General features: G+C 27.7%; 17 protein-coding genes. 2 read left to right on the top strand and 15 right to left on the bottom strand.

The genetic code is table 11. The features are described from left to right. Positions 1 to 24: 24 nt before the first annotated feature. The 12 genes from ffh to pta form a co-directional block, all read right to left on the bottom strand. Positions 25 to 1,386, bottom strand: a complete 1,362-nt coding sequence (ffh, locus tag ACYUE0_RS00805; protein ID WP_460269162.1) for a signal recognition particle protein — start codon at positions 1,384 to 1,386, stop codon at positions 25 to 27. Positions 1,387 to 1,396: 10 nt separating this feature from the next. Then, positions 1,397 to 1,735, bottom strand: a complete 339-nt coding sequence (locus ACYUE0_RS00800; protein ID WP_061995051.1) for a putative DNA-binding protein — start codon at positions 1,733 to 1,735, stop codon at positions 1,397 to 1,399. A gap of 107 nt (positions 1,736 to 1,842) precedes the next feature. Continuing rightward, on the bottom strand, positions 1,843 to 2,754 hold the full coding sequence (ftsY, locus tag ACYUE0_RS00795; protein ID WP_460269161.1) for a signal recognition particle-docking protein FtsY: 912 nt from the start codon (positions 2,752 to 2,754) through the stop codon (positions 1,843 to 1,845). 21 nt (positions 2,755 to 2,775) lie between these two features. Next, positions 2,776 to 6,333: a chromosome segregation protein SMC gene (gene smc, locus ACYUE0_RS00790; RefSeq protein ID WP_460269160.1), complete on the bottom strand. Its 3,558-nt coding sequence runs from the start codon at positions 6,331 to 6,333 to the stop codon at positions 2,776 to 2,778. 270 nt (positions 6,334 to 6,603) lie between these two features. Beyond that, entirely contained in the window at positions 6,604 to 7,662 is a 1,059-nt protein-coding gene (locus ACYUE0_RS00785) for an elongator complex protein 3 (RefSeq protein WP_061995054.1), read from the bottom strand. Continuing rightward, a complete protein-coding gene (gene rnc / locus ACYUE0_RS00780) occupies positions 7,655 to 8,356 on the bottom strand; it encodes a ribonuclease III (protein ID WP_061995055.1) in 702 nt (233 codons plus the stop codon). The genes ACYUE0_RS00785 and rnc overlap by 8 nt, the downstream gene beginning before the upstream one ends. Positions 8,357 to 8,492: 136 nt before the next feature. After that, complete coding sequence (gene acpP, locus ACYUE0_RS00775) at positions 8,493 to 8,723, bottom strand: acyl carrier protein (RefSeq protein ID WP_010292791.1); 231 nt, start codon at positions 8,721 to 8,723, stop codon at positions 8,493 to 8,495. A 135-nt stretch (positions 8,724 to 8,858) separates the two neighbouring features. Next, positions 8,859 to 9,872: a phosphate acyltransferase PlsX gene (gene plsX, locus ACYUE0_RS00770; protein WP_061995056.1), complete on the bottom strand. Its 1,014-nt coding sequence runs from the start codon at positions 9,870 to 9,872 to the stop codon at positions 8,859 to 8,861. A 186-nt stretch (positions 9,873 to 10,058) separates the two neighbouring features. Continuing rightward, the gene (gene rpmF / locus ACYUE0_RS00765) at positions 10,059 to 10,241 is read right to left on the bottom strand and encodes a 50S ribosomal protein L32 (protein WP_010292793.1); all 183 of its coding nucleotides are present in this window, start codon (positions 10,239 to 10,241) and stop codon (positions 10,059 to 10,061) included. A gap of 12 nt (positions 10,242 to 10,253) precedes the next feature. Continuing rightward, on the bottom strand, positions 10,254 to 10,811 hold the full coding sequence (locus ACYUE0_RS00760) for a YceD family protein (RefSeq protein ID WP_460269159.1): 558 nt from the start codon (positions 10,809 to 10,811) through the stop codon (positions 10,254 to 10,256). A 166-nt stretch (positions 10,812 to 10,977) separates the two neighbouring features. Beyond that, positions 10,978 to 12,174: an acetate kinase gene (locus ACYUE0_RS00755; RefSeq protein ID WP_460269157.1), complete on the bottom strand. Its 1,197-nt coding sequence runs from the start codon at positions 12,172 to 12,174 to the stop codon at positions 10,978 to 10,980. A gap of 102 nt (positions 12,175 to 12,276) precedes the next feature. After that, positions 12,277 to 13,284: a phosphate acetyltransferase gene (pta, locus tag ACYUE0_RS00750; RefSeq protein ID WP_010292799.1), complete on the bottom strand. Its 1,008-nt coding sequence runs from the start codon at positions 13,282 to 13,284 to the stop codon at positions 12,277 to 12,279. A gap of 1,144 nt (positions 13,285 to 14,428) precedes the next feature. Here pta and ACYUE0_RS00745 point away from each other — a divergent pair. Beyond that, on the top strand, positions 14,429 to 15,646 hold the full coding sequence (locus ACYUE0_RS00745) for a nucleotidyltransferase (RefSeq protein WP_460269155.1): 1,218 nt from the start codon (positions 14,429 to 14,431) through the stop codon (positions 15,644 to 15,646). A gap of 153 nt (positions 15,647 to 15,799) precedes the next feature. Further along, on the top strand, positions 15,800 to 16,981 hold the full coding sequence (gene ylbJ, locus ACYUE0_RS00740; RefSeq protein WP_460269154.1) for a sporulation integral membrane protein YlbJ: 1,182 nt from the start codon (positions 15,800 to 15,802) through the stop codon (positions 16,979 to 16,981). On the opposite strand, the gene ACYUE0_RS00735 is transcribed toward ylbJ, so the two are convergent. The 3 genes from ACYUE0_RS00735 to rsmD are packed head-to-tail and all read right to left on the bottom strand — an operon-like array spanning position 16,964 to position 18,584. Next, on the bottom strand, positions 16,964 to 17,530 hold the full coding sequence (locus ACYUE0_RS00735) for a hypothetical protein (protein ID WP_061995060.1): 567 nt from the start codon (positions 17,528 to 17,530) through the stop codon (positions 16,964 to 16,966). The genes ylbJ and ACYUE0_RS00735 overlap by 18 nt on opposite strands. A 3-nt stretch (positions 17,531 to 17,533) precedes the next feature. Further along, complete coding sequence (gene coaD / locus ACYUE0_RS00730; protein WP_061995061.1) at positions 17,534 to 18,025, bottom strand: pantetheine-phosphate adenylyltransferase; 492 nt, start codon at positions 18,023 to 18,025, stop codon at positions 17,534 to 17,536. A gap of 1 nt (position 18,026) precedes the next feature. Then, positions 18,027 to 18,584, bottom strand: a complete 558-nt coding sequence (rsmD, locus tag ACYUE0_RS00725) for a 16S rRNA (guanine(966)-N(2))-methyltransferase RsmD (protein WP_460269152.1) — start codon at positions 18,582 to 18,584, stop codon at positions 18,027 to 18,029. Positions 18,585 to 18,620: the final 36 nt, after the last annotated feature.

Below are 18,620 nucleotides of genomic sequence, written 5' to 3'. Positions count from 1 at the left end.
CCTCCTTAAAAAATAAATTGTATGTTAAAAAGGTAATTTTCCAAATAACCCTTTTTTCATCTGTCTTTGCGTATTTTTTTGCATACCCTTCATATTCTTCATCATCTTTTTCATTGTTTCATAGTGCTTTAGCAATTTATTAACTTCTTGTATAGTTGTACCTGCACCATTTGCTATTCTTTTCTTTCTTGATGGTGAAGATGCTATTAAACTTGGTTTTCTTCTTTCACTTAATGTCATGGAATTTATCATTGATTCTATCTTTGACATTTCTTTTTCACCTTGTGACAAATCTAAGTCTTTTAATTCTTTAGTATTTGCACCTGGTAACATTTCTACAATTTTTCCTAAAGGTCCAAGTTTTTTCATTTGATGAAGCATATCTAAGAAATCTTCAAAGTTAAATTCTTGACTTAACATTTTATTTCCTAGTTCTTGTGCTTTTTCTTCATCTATTGCAGCTTGTGCCTTCTCTATTAAAGAAAGCATATCTCCCATTCCCAATATTCTAGATGACATTCTTTCAGGATGGAAAATTTCAAGATCTGACATTTTCTCTCCCATACCAACATATTTAATTGGCTTTCCTGTCATTGCTTTTATAGAAAGCGCTGCTCCACCTCTAGTGTCTCCATCTAATTTAGTAAGAATAACACCTGTTACATCTAACTGCGAGTTGAAACTCTCTGCTACATTAACAGCATCCTGACCAGTCATAGAATCTACAACCAAAAGTATTTCATTTGGGACTATATTTTCTTTTATGTCTTTAAGCTCATTCATAAGCTCTTCATCTATATGAAGTCTTCCAGCTGTATCTATTATAACTATATTACATCCTTCGTTTTTTGCATGTTCAATAGATGCTTTTGCTATATCAACCGGACTTGTTTTATCTCCCATAGTAAAGACTGGTATGTCTATTGACTTACCTACTACCTGCAATTGTTTTATTGCAGCTGGTCTATAAACATCACAAGCTACTAAAAGAGGTTTTTTATTATTTTTTCTAAGGTTAAGCGCAAGTTTACCCGCCATTGTAGTTTTACCAGCACCTTGTAATCCAACAAGCATAATCACAGATATTCCATTAGGATTTAACTCTAATTTACTTTCTGTATTTCCCATAAGTTTTGTTAATTCATCATTAACAATTTTAATAACTTGTTGTCCTGGAGTTAAGCTTTCTAAAACTTCATTCCCTAGGCATTTTTCACTAACATCCTTTACAAAGTTTTTTACAACCTTATAGTTAACATCAGCTTCTAACAAGGCTAATTTTACTTCTCTCATGGCTTCTTTTATATCTTTTTCTGAAAGTTTGCCCTTACCTTTTAACTTCTTAATGGTTTCTTGTAATTTAGAAGCTAATCCTTCAAAAGCCATAGCAGACCTCCTAAATTTCGATAATATTTTTTATAATATCACCTATTAATATAGAATTTTTTTCACTATCTATTTTTACATTCTTTAGTTCTTTTATAATCTTTTGCTTAATACTCTCACTTTTCATACTCTTTTCTAAAAGGTTAAGCTTTTCCTCATACTCTACCAAAAGATTTTCACACCTTTTAATTATATCATGAATTGCCTGCCTACTAGTTTTTGTAATTTCTGATATTTCCTTTAAAGATAAATCCTCATTAAAGTAAAGATCCATTACATTTTTTTGTTTTTCCGTAAGCAATGGTCCATAAAAATCTAAGAGTAAAGATAATTCAAATCTCTTTTCCATAAAATCACCTAACTCACAAATGATATATTAGCAAAAAGATTTATGCCTGTCAAGTATTTTTACTTAACATCTAATTATAAAATTAATATTTTACTTTTCAAAATTTTTTAAAATAATGCCTCAACAAATTCTTTTGAATTAAATTCTTGAAGATCATCAATCCCTTCACCTACACCTATAAATTTTACAGGTATGTTTAATTGATTTTTTATAGATATTACAACCCCACCTTTTGCTGTACCATCTAATTTGGTAAGTATTATACCATCAATAGGACAAACCTCCATAAATTGTTTTGCTTGTATAACTGCATTTTGTCCTGTAGTAGCATCTAATACTAATAATGTTTCTCTGTGAGCTTCACCAAATTCTCTATCAATGACTCTATTAATCTTTGAAAGTTCATCCATTAAATTCTTTTTATTATGAAGTCTTCCTGCCGTATCACATATTAATACATCTACATTCCTAGCTTTAGCAGCCTGCACTGCATCATAAATTACCGCTGCCGGATCAGAACCTTCCTGATGTTTTACTATATCTACTTTTGCTCTTTTACTCCAAATCTCTAATTGATCTATAGCTGCTGCTCTAAAAGTATCTGCTGCAGCTAATAAAACTTTATAATTTTCATTTTTTATTTTTGTTGCTAATTTACCAATAGATGTAGTTTTACCTACCCCGTTAACTCCTATTACAAGCTTAATTTCTGGAGTTTTTTCAGGTGATATAGTACTAACTTCCTCACCCATCATTTCTATTATTACTTCTTTCATACATGGTTTTACCATAGCTACATCTTTTATTTTTTCTTCTTTTATTTTTTCTTTCAATCTTTCTATTATTTCTACAGATGTTTCTACTCCTATATCACTTATTATTAACGCTTCCTCAAGTTCTTCGTATAAATCATCATCTATAGTTACAGCTAGATTTAAAACATCTGATACAGCAGAACTTATACTATCCCTTGTTTTTGTTAATCCTTCTTTTAATTTATCAAAAAATTTTCCAAACATGGTTAATTACCTCCATTAATTTTATCTTGTAAAGTCAACTGATACAACTTTAGATACACCTTTTTCTTCCATGGTTACTCCATACAACATATCACTTGCTTCCATTGTACCTTTTCTATGTGTTATTACTATGAACTGTATATTAGTTGAAAACTTCTTTAAAAATTCTGCATATCTTATTACATTAGCATCATCAAGAGCTGCCTCTATCTCATCCAATATACAGAATGGGGTAGGTTTCATTTTTAATATAGCAAATAATAGTGCTATTGCAGATAAGACTTTTTCTCCACCGGATAACAAATTTATATTTTGTAATTTTTTACCTGGTGGTTCCACATTAATTTCAATTTTAGATGTTAATTCATCTCCATCTTTTAAAATTAGATCTGCACTTCCACCCTTAAACAATTGCTTAAAAGTCTCATTAAAATTTTTTCTAAGCTTTATAAAGTTTTCTTTAAAAACTTCTCTCATTTTAGCTGTCATTTCATCAATTACTTTTATAAGTTCATTTTTAGCATCAACTAAATCTTCCTTTTGAGATACCATAAATGTATATTTCTCTTTTACTTCCTTATATTCTTCAATAGATCCTACATTTACAGTTCCTAAATTTCTAATTTCTTCTTTTATAAATAGTGCTTCTTCCTTCACTTTAGATATATTTGTTATAGGTTCTTTAAAATCTAAAGCTTCTGCATAAGTCAAATTAAATTCTTCATTTAATTTTGAAAGAAGATTTTCTTTCTCTGTTTCTATTTTAGCTAATGTTACTTGATATTTATGTAATTCTTTTTCTGTATTTTCAAGTTCTAAACTTATATCTTCTTCTTGTGATCTTATTTTATTAATTTCATCTTTAATTTTTATTTTTTCTAACTGACTATCTTCTATAAATTTTTCCATGTTTTCTATTTCAGTTATTATATCTTTTACACTATGTTTATTATTTTTTAAAATTTCTTCATAGTTTTTCTTGTTAATTTGTAATGATATTACTTCCTTTTGTACATTTTCTTGTTTTTCTCTTAATACATTTATTTCATTTTTTATTCTTTTAATATCATTTTCTCTATTTATAACAATTTCATCTATTTTTGCTTTTTTAATTTTCAGTTCTGTTAAAATATCTTTATATTTTTCCACTGAAGCTTCACTTTCTGTTATTTTTTCTCTCAAGCTATTTTCTTCAATTTCTAATTTATTAATTTCACTATCCATAGATTTAAAATTTTCTTCTAAAATTTTAATTTCTTCTACCAATTTTTTTCTTTCTACTTCTTTTGCACCTAAATTCTTTTCATTTTCATTTAAACTACTTTTCAATTTAATTGTATCATCTTTTAAAGAATTAATTTTTTCATTTATCTTTGTCTTCTCTATATTTTCAAAATGCACATAATCTCTTAAATTTAAATTTTCTTCATCTAATTCTTTTATCTGTTCATTTAAACTTTTTAATAATATATTTTTCTCTTTAACTTCTTTATTTAATACATCAAATCTAATTTTCAACTCTTCTATCTCTCTTTTTCTACCTATAATATTATTAGATTTATTGTAAATACTACCACCTGTCAATGCTCCTCCAGGATTTATAACCTCTCCAGATAAAGTAACTATTTTTTGTCTATAGTTAAGTGCTCTTGCTATTTTTATTGCATTATCCATATTATCGCATATTACAGTTCTACCTAAAGCATAATCTATTATACCCTTAAATTTACTATCATAACTTAAAATTTCGCTAGCTATCCCAATAAAGCCATTCATGGATTTTATATTGTTTCCGAGTTCTATAACTCTACCTTTCACTGTATTTAAAGGTAAAAATGTTGCTCTACCCAAAGAATGTTTTTTTAAATATTCTATAAGAATTTTAGCTCCATTTTCATCTTCAGTTATTATATTAGATAAACTAGAACCCAATGCTATTTCCATAGATGTTTCAAATTTTTTATCTACTTTTATAATTTCACCCAAAATATAACATTTGCCTTTAAAACTACCTACTCTATTATTATCTATGTGCTGCATTAAAGTTTTCACTGATTTATTATAACCTTCATACTGCTTTTCTAAATTTATAAGCATATTTAAATTAGCATCAACTTTATTAGATGTAGCTAAAAGTTCTCTTAGCTTTTTCTCTTCTAATGTTTGATTATGTCTTAATTTTCCTATGCTTATTTTGTTTTCTTTTATTTCATTGTTATAATCATCAATCTTTTTTAGTATTTTAATGCCTTCTTCATTAAGTACAGCTTTAGTAGTTTCATTTATTTTCACGGAATTACGTATTCCTTCTATTTCGGTTTTAATGCTTTCTAATTTTTGTTCTATTCCATCTATATTATTATTTAAAATAATAATATTATTACCTTCATCATTTTTTTTCATATGTAATGAATTTTTTATGTTTTCAATTTCTTTTAATCTAGAGTTTTCTTTTAAATTATTATTGTAAATTTCTTCAACCAGTTTTTCATTTGATTTAATTTTTTCCTTTAAATCCTCATGAGAATTTAAAAAATCTTTTAATGCAATTTCAAGCTCTTTTATATTTTCTTCTAAATTTCTTACTTTATCTATTAAAGTTAACTTTTCATCATCAATTTTAGAAATAGAACTCTTTATAATTTCTATTCTTTCTTCTAAAATTTTAATTTCAGATAAAACTTGTTGGTGTTTAGACTTATTATCATAAAACTTTTGCTTATCTTTAGATATCTTACTTTCAAATTCTTCTAGTTTTAAACTATTTTCTTCTAACTTAGTTTTTAATATTCTTCTTTTGTTTATCTTACCTTGTAGTTCTTTGTTTATAATTTCACATTGAGACTTATAACTAGAAATTTTTATGTAGTTCTTTTCTATGAAATCAATTATAATATTTATTTCATTTGCTTTTAACTGCTTAGAAAGTTCTAAAAATTTATTTGCCTTATCGCTTTCGCTTTTTAAAGGTTCTAATCTCTCCTCATATGTACCTAATATATCATCTATTCTTATTAAATTCTGATTAGTATTTTCTAGTTTTCGTTCTGATTCTTCTTTTCTTGTTTTATACTTTACAATCCCAGCAGCTTCCTCTAGTAACTTTCTTCTTTCTTCTGGCTTTCCGCTTAATATTGCGTCAATTTTACCTTGTCCTATTATAGAATATCCTTCTTTTCCTATTCCCGTATCCATAAAAAGATTTTGAACATCTTTAAGCCTACATATTGTGTTATTTATTAAATATTCACTTTCTCCAGATCTATATAATCTTCTTGATATAACTACTTCTGAATATTCAACATCTAGCTCTGCATCAGAATTATCTAAGATTAGAGAAACCTGTGCAAGTCCAACAGGCTTCCTAAATTGAGTTCCCGCAAATATTACGTCCTCCATTTTATCTCCTCTTAGAGTTTTAACACTTTGTTCTCCTAAAACCCATCTTACAGCATCAGATATATTACTTTTACCGCTACCATTAGGACCAACTACTGCAGTTATACCTTTTTTAAACATAAGCTCTGTCTTATCTGCAAAGGATTTAAAACCTCTTATTTCAATAGATTTTAAAAACATCCATTCACTCTCCTACTATCTTATAATAAGTGGCAATACTATACCTAAAACCATAAATACAGATATACATATTGCTAGTATTTTTGTTAATTTATCTCTTTGTTTTTTATTCATAAAAAACACCTCTCTTTTTATTTATATTAATATAATTAACTCCATTTTTACCGTAGTTCACTAATGTAAGTTTATATTATTTTTATATAAAATTCAAACCATAATTTATTTTCATATTATCATCTTAAACCATTAAAAACCGTGAAATCACGGTTTTTAATATTTTTGTAAATATTCATTTATACAGATTTTTATTGTCTCATAATTAAATTGTAAATTAATATTACCTCTATCTAAATTACTATCTTGATAAACTTTTATTTTTTTAATCCCTAACACTGATAACGCTTCTTTGAAATACATTTTTTTATTAGCATATAATTTAGATATATCCTTAGGATTTATAGATAAACTTTTTATTTCACCTTTTTTATTAAAATATTCAATTAGTATATCTTTATATATAGAACCTTCAACAAGCTCCCTAAACGCAGGATGGAATGGCCCCTCAACAAATTCTTTACCATAATTTATTTCCTCTGTTGGTTGCAATCCAATTCTTATTACATTTATTCCACTTGCAGTATACATACCATATAAAACTTTACTTGTTTCAACAGCTTCCTCTAAAGTATATGGCCTATATTCTTTTCTCTCTAAAAGCTGTTCCATAGGAGTTTCTCTTATAACAAGTGCTGGATACAATCTACATATATCAGGATTCATCTCTATGCTCTTTCTAGCTGTTTCAATATCCTTCTCCATTGTGTCACCTGGAAGTCCTAACATTATTTGATGTCCTAATGTTATTCCATATTTTTTTATAAGCTGTGAGGCCTTTTTAACAGATTCTGCATCATGCCCCCTACCAGATTTTAAAAGAACTTCTTCATCTAAAGATTGAACTCCTAATTCTATTATATCAGCATCATACCTTTTTAAATTTGTAAGAATAAAATCATCTATATAATCTGGCCTAGTTGACATTCTTATATAATCTATTTTTCCTAAATCTTTAAATTCTTTCGCTACTGCCAATAATTCTTTTTGCTTTTCAATATCTATAGCTGTAAATGTACCTCCAAAAAAAGATACTTCTACTATAGCATTTTCTCTATTTATTGTTTCTAAATATTCCTCTATAGTATTTCTAACAAAGTTACCATCAATTTTAAAACAACTTCCTGTAATACTGTTTTGATTACAAAATACACATGTATGCGGACATCCCTCATGAGGAACAAAAATAGGTATTATGTAATGAGACTTATCCATTATTCTTCTCCTTAACTAATACAACTTCTTTAGCTGCATTTTGTTCTGCTTCTTTTTTGCTATATCCTATACCATTTCCTTTTGAAACCCCATTTACAAGAACTTCTACAAAAAACTGTCTTCTATGTGGCGGTCCTTCAAATTTTACTAAATTATATACTATACTTACCTCACCATTTTTCTGAAGTGTTTCTTGTAATTTAGTTTTATAATCTATAATAATCTCATTTCTTAATGCTTTTTCTATTACAGTTTCAAAATTACCCAGTATAAATTTTTCTGCAATCTCTAATCCTTGATCTAAATATATAGCTGCTATTATAGCCTCTACTGCATCAGATAGTATAGAAACCCTTGTTCTTCCTCCCGTAAGTTCTTCTCCTCTACTCATTGTTAAGTAGCTTCCTAAATCCCACTTCTTAGCTATTTCATATAAAGAATTTTCGCATACAATTAGTGATCTAACTCTAGTTAAATATCCTTCACCTTTTTTTCTGCAACTATTATATAAATACTGTGATATTACAAGTTGTAATACAGAGTCTCCTAAAAACTCTAAAGTTTCATTATACTCAACACCTTTTTTTTGATTAGCATAAGAACTATGGGTAATTGCTGTTTGAAGTAATTTTATATCTTTTATATCCACATTAAGTTTTTCTTTTAATTCAATAGTAGTATTTCTTATTTTCATAATTCAGCTCCTTCTTAGGAGTGTATTCCTCAGCTTATTATAATTAATAGGCTTAATTTAATAAGTTGAGGAAAAAACTCCAATTATTAATATTTATTTAATTTAAATAAAGTTCCGCATAGATGCGGAACTTTTATTATTCATCTACACGTGTTTTTATGTATTCAACTACATCGCCAACTGTAGATATTTTTTCTGCATCTTCATCTGGAATTTCAATATCAAATTCCTCTTCTAAAGCCATAATTAACTCAACTATATCCAATGAGTCCGCTCCTAAATCATCTATAAAAGAAGATTCTAATGTAATATCATCCTCATCCAAGCTTAATTGTTCTGATATTCTTTTTCTAACTTTTTCAAACATATATTCCAGCCTCCTATAAATAAATCATATGATAATAATATTATATTAATAGTATTATCAAAAGTAATCAACATATATTTTAAATATTTAATTCTTTTTAATAATATACTTAAATTTATTAATTTTATACACTGTTTACAATTTATTTTTATTTTCTGTTGTCTTTTCTATTTCTTCCATTATTTTCTCTATGATGTTATTATCATAAACCTTTTTTGCCTGTCTTATTGCATTTTTAAAAGCTTTAGCATTAGAGCTACCATGTGCTTTTATGCATATACCTTTTACCCCTAAAAATGCTGCTCCACCATATTCAGTATAGTCAAATTCTTTCTTTATTTTTTTAAAGGCAGGTTTTGACATAGCTGCACCTATTTTTGTTGTTAATGATGACATTAAATTCTTTTTAATCATAGAAAATAAGTTAGATGCTACACCTTCATACATCTTTAAAACTGTATTTCCGACAAATCCATCACATACTAAAACTTGAACATCCCCATCAGTAACTTCTCTTGGCTCAACATTTCCTATAAAGTTTTTATTAGACTCTTTTAAAAGTTTATGAACACTTTTAGTAAGTTCATTTCCTTTTTCTTCCTCAGAACCAATATTTATTAATCCAACTTTCGGATTTTCATGCTTTAATACACTTTCAAAATATATTTTACCCATAAGTGCAAATTGTTCTAAATAATGTGGTTTACAATCAACATTCGCACCTGCATCTATAACCATAAATGGACCATTTAGTCCTGGCATTATAGGTGCCAACGCTGGTCTATCTATTCCCTTTATTCTACCAACTATTAGTGTACATCCAGCTAAAAAGGCACCAGTACTTCCAGCAGATACTATTCCATCTACTTCTTTTTGCTTAACTAACTGCAAAGCTTTATTTATGCTGGAATCTTTCTTTTTCTTAATAGCCATTACAGGGTGTTCATTAGTACTTATGACCTCAGTTGCATCTAGTATGGTTATCTTTCCTTTTTCATACTGATATTTATCTAATTCATCCTGTATAGCCTGTTGTGGTCCTGTAATAACAAGTTCTATATCACTAAAATCATTTACAGCCATAACAGCACCTTCTACAACTGCTGAAGGTGAATTATCTCCACCCATTCCGTCTACCACAAATCTCATTATCAGACCCTCGCTTATTTTTATAAATTACTTTTTCTTAAGTCAATGATTATTTTGTGTAAACTTTTATAATTTACACATCACTTAATATTATATCTATTTTGCATTAAAAATACTATCATATTTTTTTATGTTATGTGAAAATATTATATAAAAAATAAAAGAAAGTCAAGTGACTTTCTTTTATTATTTCTCAGTTGAAACAACTTCTCTATTTTTGTAGTATCCACAGCTTTTACAAACTCTGTGTGCAAGTTTCATTTCATGGCACTGAGGGCACTCAACTATTCCTGGTAAACCAAGTTTAAATGTTTGCGCTCTTCTTGAATCTCTTCTAGCTTTAGAAGACTTTCTAGCAGGATTTCCCATAATTACACCTCCTTACGAGTTAGAAAATAATTCTTTTAATTTTGCCAACCTCGGATCAACTTCATTCTCATTGCAATTACAACAAGATTGGTTTAAATTCGTTCCACATTGTTGGCATAACCCCTTACAATTTTCATTGCAAAGTCTTTTTATAGGAAACTCTATTCCTATATTATTTTCTATAATTTGATAAATATCTAATTTATTACTATCAAGTGAGATAATTTCTCCATCAATATCCTCAACAGTATGCGAAAATTTCTCTTTTATATCAAACGATATATCATAAGCAAAATCTTCACTACATCTTGAACATGCTAATAATACTTTAGTGATAACTTTCCCAGTTAAATAATAAACATCATCAACTAGTCTTAACGTTCCATTAAAATTTATCGGCTTAAGAAATTTGACCACTTCACCGTTATCATTAAAACTTTCCTTAGATATTTCTAAGTTTAATTCTTTACGTCCATAATTCTTGTTTTTTAATTCCGAAAGGTCTATGTACATATTATATACTCTGGAAGTTTTTTCCTCATATGGACGAATCCATACATAATGTGACATAAATCACATAGCTTGAGTAAAAGCTGCTACACCCCTCCTTATTTTCATTCAAGACTCTACTATTTCAAACATTAATTATTATATAAATTATGCTATTAAAAGTCAAGAACAATTTATTATTTTAAAACAACATTTCAGAAGGATATAGCAGTTTTATAGTTTTATACTATTTTGCAGTTAAAGTTTTAGTATCTCTAGCTATCATTAATTCTTCGTTTGTCGGAACAACAAATACTTTAACTGTAGCATCAGTAGCACTTACTTCAACAGCTTTTCCTCTTACATTGTTCTTTTCTGAATCAATTTTAATTCCCATGAATTGTAATCCTTCACAGATTGCTTCTCTTGTTGTTGGAGAATTTTCACCAAGACCAGCTGTAAATACAACTGCATCTACTCCGCCCATAGCTGCTGCATAAGCACCTATCATTTCTCTTACTCTGAAGTTGTAAACATCTAGTGAAAGCTCTGCTCTAGCATTTCCTTCTTTAGCAGCGTTTTCTATATCTCTAAAGTCACTACTTACTCCTGAAATTCCTAAAACACCTGATTTTTTGTTGAATAAGTTATCAACATCATCAGCTGTCATGTTTTCTTCTCTCATTAAGAACATAGCTATAGCTGGATCTATGTTACCACATCTTGTTCCCATTGCTATTCCTTCAAGTGGAGTGAATCCCATACTTGTATCAACAACTTTTCCACCTTTAACTGCAGCTAAACTAGCACCATTTCCTAAGTGACAAGTTATTATGTTAACATCTTCTATATTTTTTCCCATCATTTCTGCTACTTGAGCTGAAACGAACTTATGAGAAGTTCCGTGGAAACCATATTTTCTTATTCCATGTTTTTCATATAATTCATATGGTAATGGGTATATATATGCTTGTTTATCCATTGTTTGATGGAATGCTGTATCAAATACACCTACCATTGGAGTTTTTGGCATTAATTCTTTGCATGAATTTATTCCAATTATATTTGCTGGATTATGAAGTGGTGCAAGTTTTGTGCACTCTTCTAATTGAGCCATTACCTCATCATTTATAACAACTGATGCTGCATATTTTTCTCCGCCATGAACAACTCTGTGTCCAACTGCGTTTATTTCATCCATGCTTGTTATTACACCATGTTCTTTATCTGTTAAAGATTCAATAACATGTTGTATAGCTTCTTTATGAGTTGCCATAGGTTGTTGAACTATGTATTTATCTCTTCCTGGAACCTTTTGAGTTAATATTGATCCCTCAATTCCTATTCTTTCAACTAATCCTTGTGCTATAGCTTCTTCATTTTCCATATTTATTAATTGGTACTTTAATGAAGAACTTCCACAGTTAATTACAAGTATTTTCATTGTAATTCCTCCTTAAATATGATTCTCTTAGTAATTTAAAATTTATTTAGTATGATCTTAATAAATTATAAGACCTGTATTTTTTAGTATATAATATTTTTTCTACTTATTGCAAGCATTTTGAGCTTGAATAGCAGTTATCGCAACAACATTTACTATATCATTTACGTTGCATCCTCTTGATAAGTCGTTTATTGGTTTTGCAAATCCTTGACAAACTGGTCCTATTGCTTCAGCTTTTGCAAATCTTTGAACTAATTTGTATCCTATATTTCCAGCTTGTAAATCTGGGAATACTAAAATATTTGCATTTCCAGCAACTGTACTATTTGGAGCTTTTTGTTTAGCAACTTTTTCAACTATTGATGCATCTAATTGTAATTCACCATCTATTGCAAGATCTGGTCTTTGAGATTTTGCAAGTTCAGTTGCAGTTCTTACCTTATCTACATTCTCATGCTTAGCACTTCCCATTGTTGAAAAAGAAAGCATAGCAACTTTTGGATCAATTCCGCATAAAACTTTAGCATTTTCAGCTGTGCTTATTGCTATTGACGCTAATTCTTCTGCATTTGGATTTGGGTTAACTGCACAATCTGCAAATAATAAAGTTCCATCTGCACCATATTCACAATTTGGAACTTCCATAACAAAGAAGCTTGATACAACTTTTATTCCTGGAGCTGTCTTTATTATTTGAAGACCTGGACGTAATAAATCTCCTGTACTATGAACTGCACCTGATACTAATCCATCAACGTCATCCATTTTAACCATCATAGTTCCAAAATAAACAGGGTCTTTAACTGTTTGTAAAGCCTTCTCTATAGTAACACCTTTATTTTTTCTTAACTCATAGAAAGCTTCAGCATATTTTTCCGTTTTATCAGAAGTTGCTGGGTCAGCTATTTCTATTCCTTCTATGTTTACACCTAAATTTTTAGCGTTATTTCTTATTGTTTCTTCATTTCCAACTAAAACAACTTGTGCTAATTTATTTTCAGTTATGATTTGAGCAGCTTTTAAATTTCTCTCTTCATCACCTTCTGGTAAAACTATTTTTTTTACATCTTCTTTGGCTAATTTCCAAATTTTATCTACAAAACTCATTTCAAAATTCTCCTTTCGAGTAAGAAACTTTAATATACCTTATTAATATACCCCTTTTTAAGTATAATTTTCAACCTTAATTGTTAAATTTATTAACATTGACATTATATAATTAAATTTTATTACATAGAAATGAGAAATCTTCATTATTTATCGTCAAAAAAATAAATTTCCTGAATTTTCGTCCACTAAATATGGGAAAAATGTATTTTATACTTTATACATAAAATTCATCATTTTATCTATTAATTAAAATAATAACCAAATTTATAGTTATTATTACTTAAATCTTAATTATATGTAAAGTTAAATTACTGTATACTCATAATAAATTATACAAGTTTTTTCAATTGTTTCTTAGCACTTACCAAATATATTTTACATATTATTTGTATGGTTACAAATTTAGTTTTTCGATCTTAATAAGTCCCATAAAACAACTTTTAAATATTCACTCTTAACTCTTAACTAAAATAAACATTAATTAACAGTAAAATATTAATTTTAGATTTTCTTATTTTATAAATTTAAAATTTAACTTGGGTACCAAAAATAGCGAGACATACTCCAAATCACTTAGAATTCAACACAATACCTTCCATGAAAATATTTTAAGATTATTGAATAAATTTAAATTTGAGCTTGTTTCCCTATATATGGTTCCAAGTTGACTTTTGAAATTATCCATTCCAAAACTTGGATACCTAAAATAGTGAGACATGCTCCGAATCATTTAAAATTCAACACTGTATCTTGTGTGAAAATATTTTAAAGTTATTGAATAAATTTAAATTGGAGCTTGTTTCCCTATATACGTGGCATATTTTCTATAGGCAATTGCTTATGCATTAATGTAGTTATATTACCATAAGTACTTGTAACAGAATTTTAATATCATTATTCAAAATCCAATTTTGAATATACTCAATTTTCTTTATTTTGACTTTTAAGTTTTATTTATTTCTATTTTCAATAAATTTATTCATTTATTTTATCTAACTATTTCAATATTAAATTTTAGTACCTATAACCAATTATGACAAAAATAAATTTTATAGTATACTATATGGATATAAGTTTAAACTTTAAATAATCTTTTAGGCATACAATAAATTTATATTTATTTTGATTGGAGTGATTTTTTATGAATTTAGCAGGTATAATAGTTGAATATAATCCAATGCATAATGGACATATACATCATATACAAAAGACCAGAGAACTTACTAAATGCGATGGTTTAATAGCAGTAATGAGCGGGAATTTCAATCAAAGAGGTATACCTTCATTAATAGATAAATACGAAAAAACTAATATGGCATTACATAATGGTGTAGATTTGGTTTTAGAACTTCCTACAATTTATGCCCTTTCTTCAGCTGAATTTTTTTCCTATGGAGCACTAACTTTATTAAATAATTTAAATGTAGTAAATAGCCTCTGTTTTGGTAGTGAACATGGTAATATTGACACTTTAAAGGTAATTTCAAAAATTTTATATGACGAACCTATTGAATTTAAAGGATATTTAAAAGAAAAACTCAAGGAAGGGGAACTGTATCCTAAAGCAAGAACCTATGCAATTAAAAAATATTTAAATGAAAAAGATATTTTCATTTCAAACTTAGAAGATATATTAAATTCTTCAAATAACATCTTAGCTATAGAATATTTAAAAAGTATTATAAAATTAGATAGTACTATTATTCCCTATACTATTAAAAGAGAAGGTGGAAGTTATAATAGTAGTGATTTCAATGCCACCTTTTCAAGTGCTACTTCTATCAGAAACCATCTAAAGAGTACTGACTCTTTAGACGAGCTTGTTAATCACATTCCTAGCTATAATTTTAAAAGGCTAAATGAACTAGACTCACTTGGATACAATTTTACCTTTGAGGATAGTATGCTACCTTATATAAAGTATAAAAACTACTCTAAATTTAATTTATTAAATAAAATTCCTGATGTATCTGAAGGTCTTCATAATAAAATAGAAAAAAGTATTAATAACTTGTACAATTATAATGATATACTTTTAGATATAAAATCTAAACGTTATGCTCTAACTCGTATAAGTAGAATTCTTTGTCAATTCTTTATAGGGTTTGAAGATTTTAACTGTGACCATTTAAGAAAAGAGCCTGCTTCTTATGCAAAAGTTTTAGGGTTTAATGATAAAGGAAAAAATATTTTAAAATCTATAAAAACCAATTCTGATTTTCCTATATACACTAAAGTTCCTAGGATACAAAACGAAAGCTTAAAATTAGATTTACAAGCATCTAAAATGTATAGCTTATTAAATAAGAATTATAAGTATAATGAAGATTTTCTTAGAGGACCAATAATTATAAAATAGTATAAATAATTTTAAAACAAAAGATGCATCTTAAATTTTAAAACCTATTTTAAGATACATCTTTTTCTTATTATAATTATAAAAAATTTACTCATATATATCTATCCTATAAATATAAATTAATTAAGACATTAATTTTCGGAGGGTATATTGATGGTTTACTATTTTATTTTTATTATTATAATTTTACTAAGTTTTATTTTTATTAAAAAATATAAATTTAATGGTTTTTTTACTTTATTATGTACTTTAACAATACTATACATAATTTCAGATCCGAAACATTGTATAGAGCTTACAATTTTAGGTTGTAAATTATTTTTTTATTCAGTGTTTCCATCTCTTTTTCCCTTTCTAATACTTGTAAATATGATTATTTCCTGTGGCGGAATAAATATATATTCCAAAATATTAGGTAATTTTATATGTACTCCCTTACACTTACCTAAAAATTGTAGTTTAGCTCTATTAGTAAGTGTATTTTGTGGATACCCTTTAGGTGCTAGATATGCAACTATATTATATAGTGAAAAATTTATAGATTTTAAAACCTACGAAAGACTTTTAAATATTGCTTCAAATGGAAGTCCTCTTTTTATTGTTGGTGCTGTAGGTACTTCTATGCTTTTAAATCCTAAAATAGGCTATTTATTACTACTATCTAATATGCTCTCTTGTATAGCTATGGCCTTTGTATTACCTAATAAAATTAAATCCAACAAAAATTTGTATACTAATAAAACATTTACAAATGTAGCAAGTAACCATTCTGTAAATCTTGGACAATCCTTTATGGCTGCTGTAGAAGATGCGATTAAGACATCCTTGTCCATAGGTGGATTTATAGTGATTTTTTCTGTATTAATAGGCATAATAAACGACAGTGTATTATTCAACACTGTCGTAAACAAACTATCAAATATATCAAATATTCCTTTGGATGTTTTAAAAGGAATATCTCTAGGTATTTTAGAGTTAACTAATGGCTGCAATATAATTGCTAACGGAACTCTTTCTTTAAATAATAAATTAATTTTAATAAGCTTTTTAATAGGATTTAGTGGTATATCTATAACATCACAGGTTTATTCTATAATTTCTAAATTCAATGTAAGTATAAAAAAATACTTATTTTTAAAATTAATTCAAGGTGTTATAAGTGCCTTTTTCACAGCTTCCATTTGCAAAATACCACTATTATCACCTGTGTTAGAGACTTTTAACACTAATCCATATTTTAATAATATAAATTCTCAACTTTATATCTTAATATCTATGTTTATACTTATCCCATTTTTAGCTTTTAATATAAAAAACTTATTTAAACGCATTTAGTTCTTTTATATTTTCAACAATAGTGGATGTAGTGCTTTGAAAATCTTCATATATACCTCTAAGCATAATATCCACTTCTTTATTTACCCTTAAAACCATCTCTTCACTTTTAGTATCTATCTCTCTTTGTAATTTTGTTAATACCTCATCAACATAATTAACTGTCCCTAGCCTTAATTCCTTTGAAAACTTATTAGCATCAGCCTTTATTTTTCTCGCCTCCATATTAGCTTCATCTAACATTTGTGCAGCTTTTACTTCCGCTTTTTTTAAAACCTCTGCATTTTCAAATTGTTTTTGAATTATTATAGACGCTTCTTGCTTCATTTCCTCAGCCTCTCTACGTGCTGCTAAAAAAATTTCTTCTCTTTTATCTACAATAGTCTTTGCATCATTAAATTCCTGTGGTAAATTTTCTTTTAATTCATTTATAAGACCTAATAATTCTCCTTTATTTATACTAACTTTCCCCAATAAATTACTAGATGTCTTAGCAGTTTTTTCAAGATAATCTACAAGTTCTAAAACGTTGCTAATACTTTTATCCAAAACCTATTCCCCCCTTTTTACTTTAGCCCTAGCCTTCACTTCTTCTTGTGTAACCTCTGGAACTAAATCTTCTAAACACCCTCCAAATAATGCTACTTGCTTTGTTGACGATGAACTTAAATAGGAATATTTAGAGTTTGTCATCATAAACAAAGTCTCTTTAGTTTTGTCTAACTTTTTATTCATTAAAGCCATTTGAAATTCATAATCAAAATCTGACATAGATCTTAACCCTTTTACTATTACATCTATTTCTTTATCATTCATAAAGTCAACTAAAAGTCCACTAAAACTTTCAACTTTAATATTAGGCATATTAGCTGTTACTTTTTTTATTTGTTCAACTCTCTCTTCTATAGTAAACCAACCTTTTTTATCTGGATTTATCAAAACAGCTACAACAACTTCATCAAAAATATATGAAGCTCTTTTTATTATATCTAAATGCCCTTTTGTAATAGGATCAAAACTTCCAGGATACACTGCTTTTCTCATTTTACTTCTCCTTGTAATCATAGAAACAAACTGTAGTGTTTCCATACTTTCTTTTATCAAATAAAGCTATTTCATCATTACCTTCATAAATAACTTCACTTGTATCTATTTTTGTAACTATTAATCCATCCTTTTGTAATAACTTATATTTTGAAATTAACTCTACTGCTGGAGGTATCATTTCCTTAGCATAAGGAGGATCTATAAATATAATATCAAACTTTTTATCTTCTTTATAGAACTGTTCAAGAAATTTATAACAATCTCCATTTAAAGTTACGCATAAATCCTGAAATTTTAGATTTTCAACATTCTTTTTAAGAAGACTATAACTACTATCTCCCATTTCTATTAAATAACTTTTCTCTGCACCCCTACTAGCAGCTTCTATTCCTAAACTTCCTGTCCCTGAAAATAAATCTACAGTAACAGCTCCCCTAACTCTATGCTGTATTATATTAAAAATAGATTCTTTAATTCTATCTAATGTTGGTCTTGTTCCCATTCCTTCTGGTGGAAGTAAATTCCTTCCTTTTGCTATTCCGCCGATTACTCTCATAGTTTTTGCTCCTTTTCATTCACAAATTAAAATTCA

The organism is Clostridium sp. CTA-19, assembly GCF_054767855.1.
This window is presented reverse-complemented; position numbering and strand designations above follow the sequence as displayed.

What these genes read in the sequence shown, in the direction of transcription:
- ffh (WP_460269162.1), bottom strand. Translation starts at nt 1,386, where the DNA reads ATGGCTTTTGAAGGATTAGCTTCTAAATTACAAGAAACCATTAAGAAG.
- ACYUE0_RS00800 (WP_061995051.1), bottom strand. Translation starts at nt 1,735, where the DNA reads ATGGAAAAGAGATTTGAATTATCTTTACTCTTAGATTTTTATGGACCA.
- ftsY (WP_460269161.1), bottom strand. Translation starts at nt 2,754, where the DNA reads ATGTTTGGAAAATTTTTTGATAAATTAAAAGAAGGATTAACAAAAACA.
- smc (WP_460269160.1), bottom strand. Translation starts at nt 6,333, where the DNA reads ATGTTTTTAAAATCTATTGAAATAAGAGGTTTTAAATCCTTTGCAGAT.
- ACYUE0_RS00785 (WP_061995054.1), bottom strand. Translation starts at nt 7,662, where the DNA reads ATGGATAAGTCTCATTACATAATACCTATTTTTGTTCCTCATGAGGGA.
- rnc (WP_061995055.1), bottom strand. Translation starts at nt 8,356, where the DNA reads ATGAAAATAAGAAATACTACTATTGAATTAAAAGAAAAACTTAATGTG.
- acpP (WP_010292791.1), bottom strand. Translation starts at nt 8,723, where the DNA reads ATGTTTGAAAAAGTTAGAAAAAGAATATCAGAACAATTAAGCTTGGAT.
- plsX (WP_061995056.1), bottom strand. Translation starts at nt 9,872, where the DNA reads ATGAGATTTGTGGTAGACGGAATGGGTGGAGATAATTCACCTTCAGCA.
- rpmF (WP_010292793.1), bottom strand. Translation starts at nt 10,241, where the DNA reads ATGGGAAATCCTGCTAGAAAGTCTTCTAAAGCTAGAAGAGATTCAAGA.
- ACYUE0_RS00760 (WP_460269159.1), bottom strand. Translation starts at nt 10,811, where the DNA reads ATGTCACATTATGTATGGATTCGTCCATATGAGGAAAAAACTTCCAGA.
- ACYUE0_RS00755 (WP_460269157.1), bottom strand. Translation starts at nt 12,174, where the DNA reads ATGAAAATACTTGTAATTAACTGTGGAAGTTCTTCATTAAAGTACCAA.
- pta (WP_010292799.1), bottom strand. Translation starts at nt 13,284, where the DNA reads ATGAGTTTTGTAGATAAAATTTGGAAATTAGCCAAAGAAGATGTAAAA.
- ACYUE0_RS00745 (WP_460269155.1), top strand. Translation starts at nt 14,429, where the DNA reads ATGAATTTAGCAGGTATAATAGTTGAATATAATCCAATGCATAATGGA.
- ylbJ (WP_460269154.1), top strand. Translation starts at nt 15,800, where the DNA reads ATGGTTTACTATTTTATTTTTATTATTATAATTTTACTAAGTTTTATT.
- coaD (WP_061995061.1), bottom strand. Translation starts at nt 18,025, where the DNA reads ATGAGAAAAGCAGTGTATCCTGGAAGTTTTGATCCTATTACAAAAGGG.
- rsmD (WP_460269152.1), bottom strand. Translation starts at nt 18,584, where the DNA reads ATGAGAGTAATCGGCGGAATAGCAAAAGGAAGGAATTTACTTCCACCA.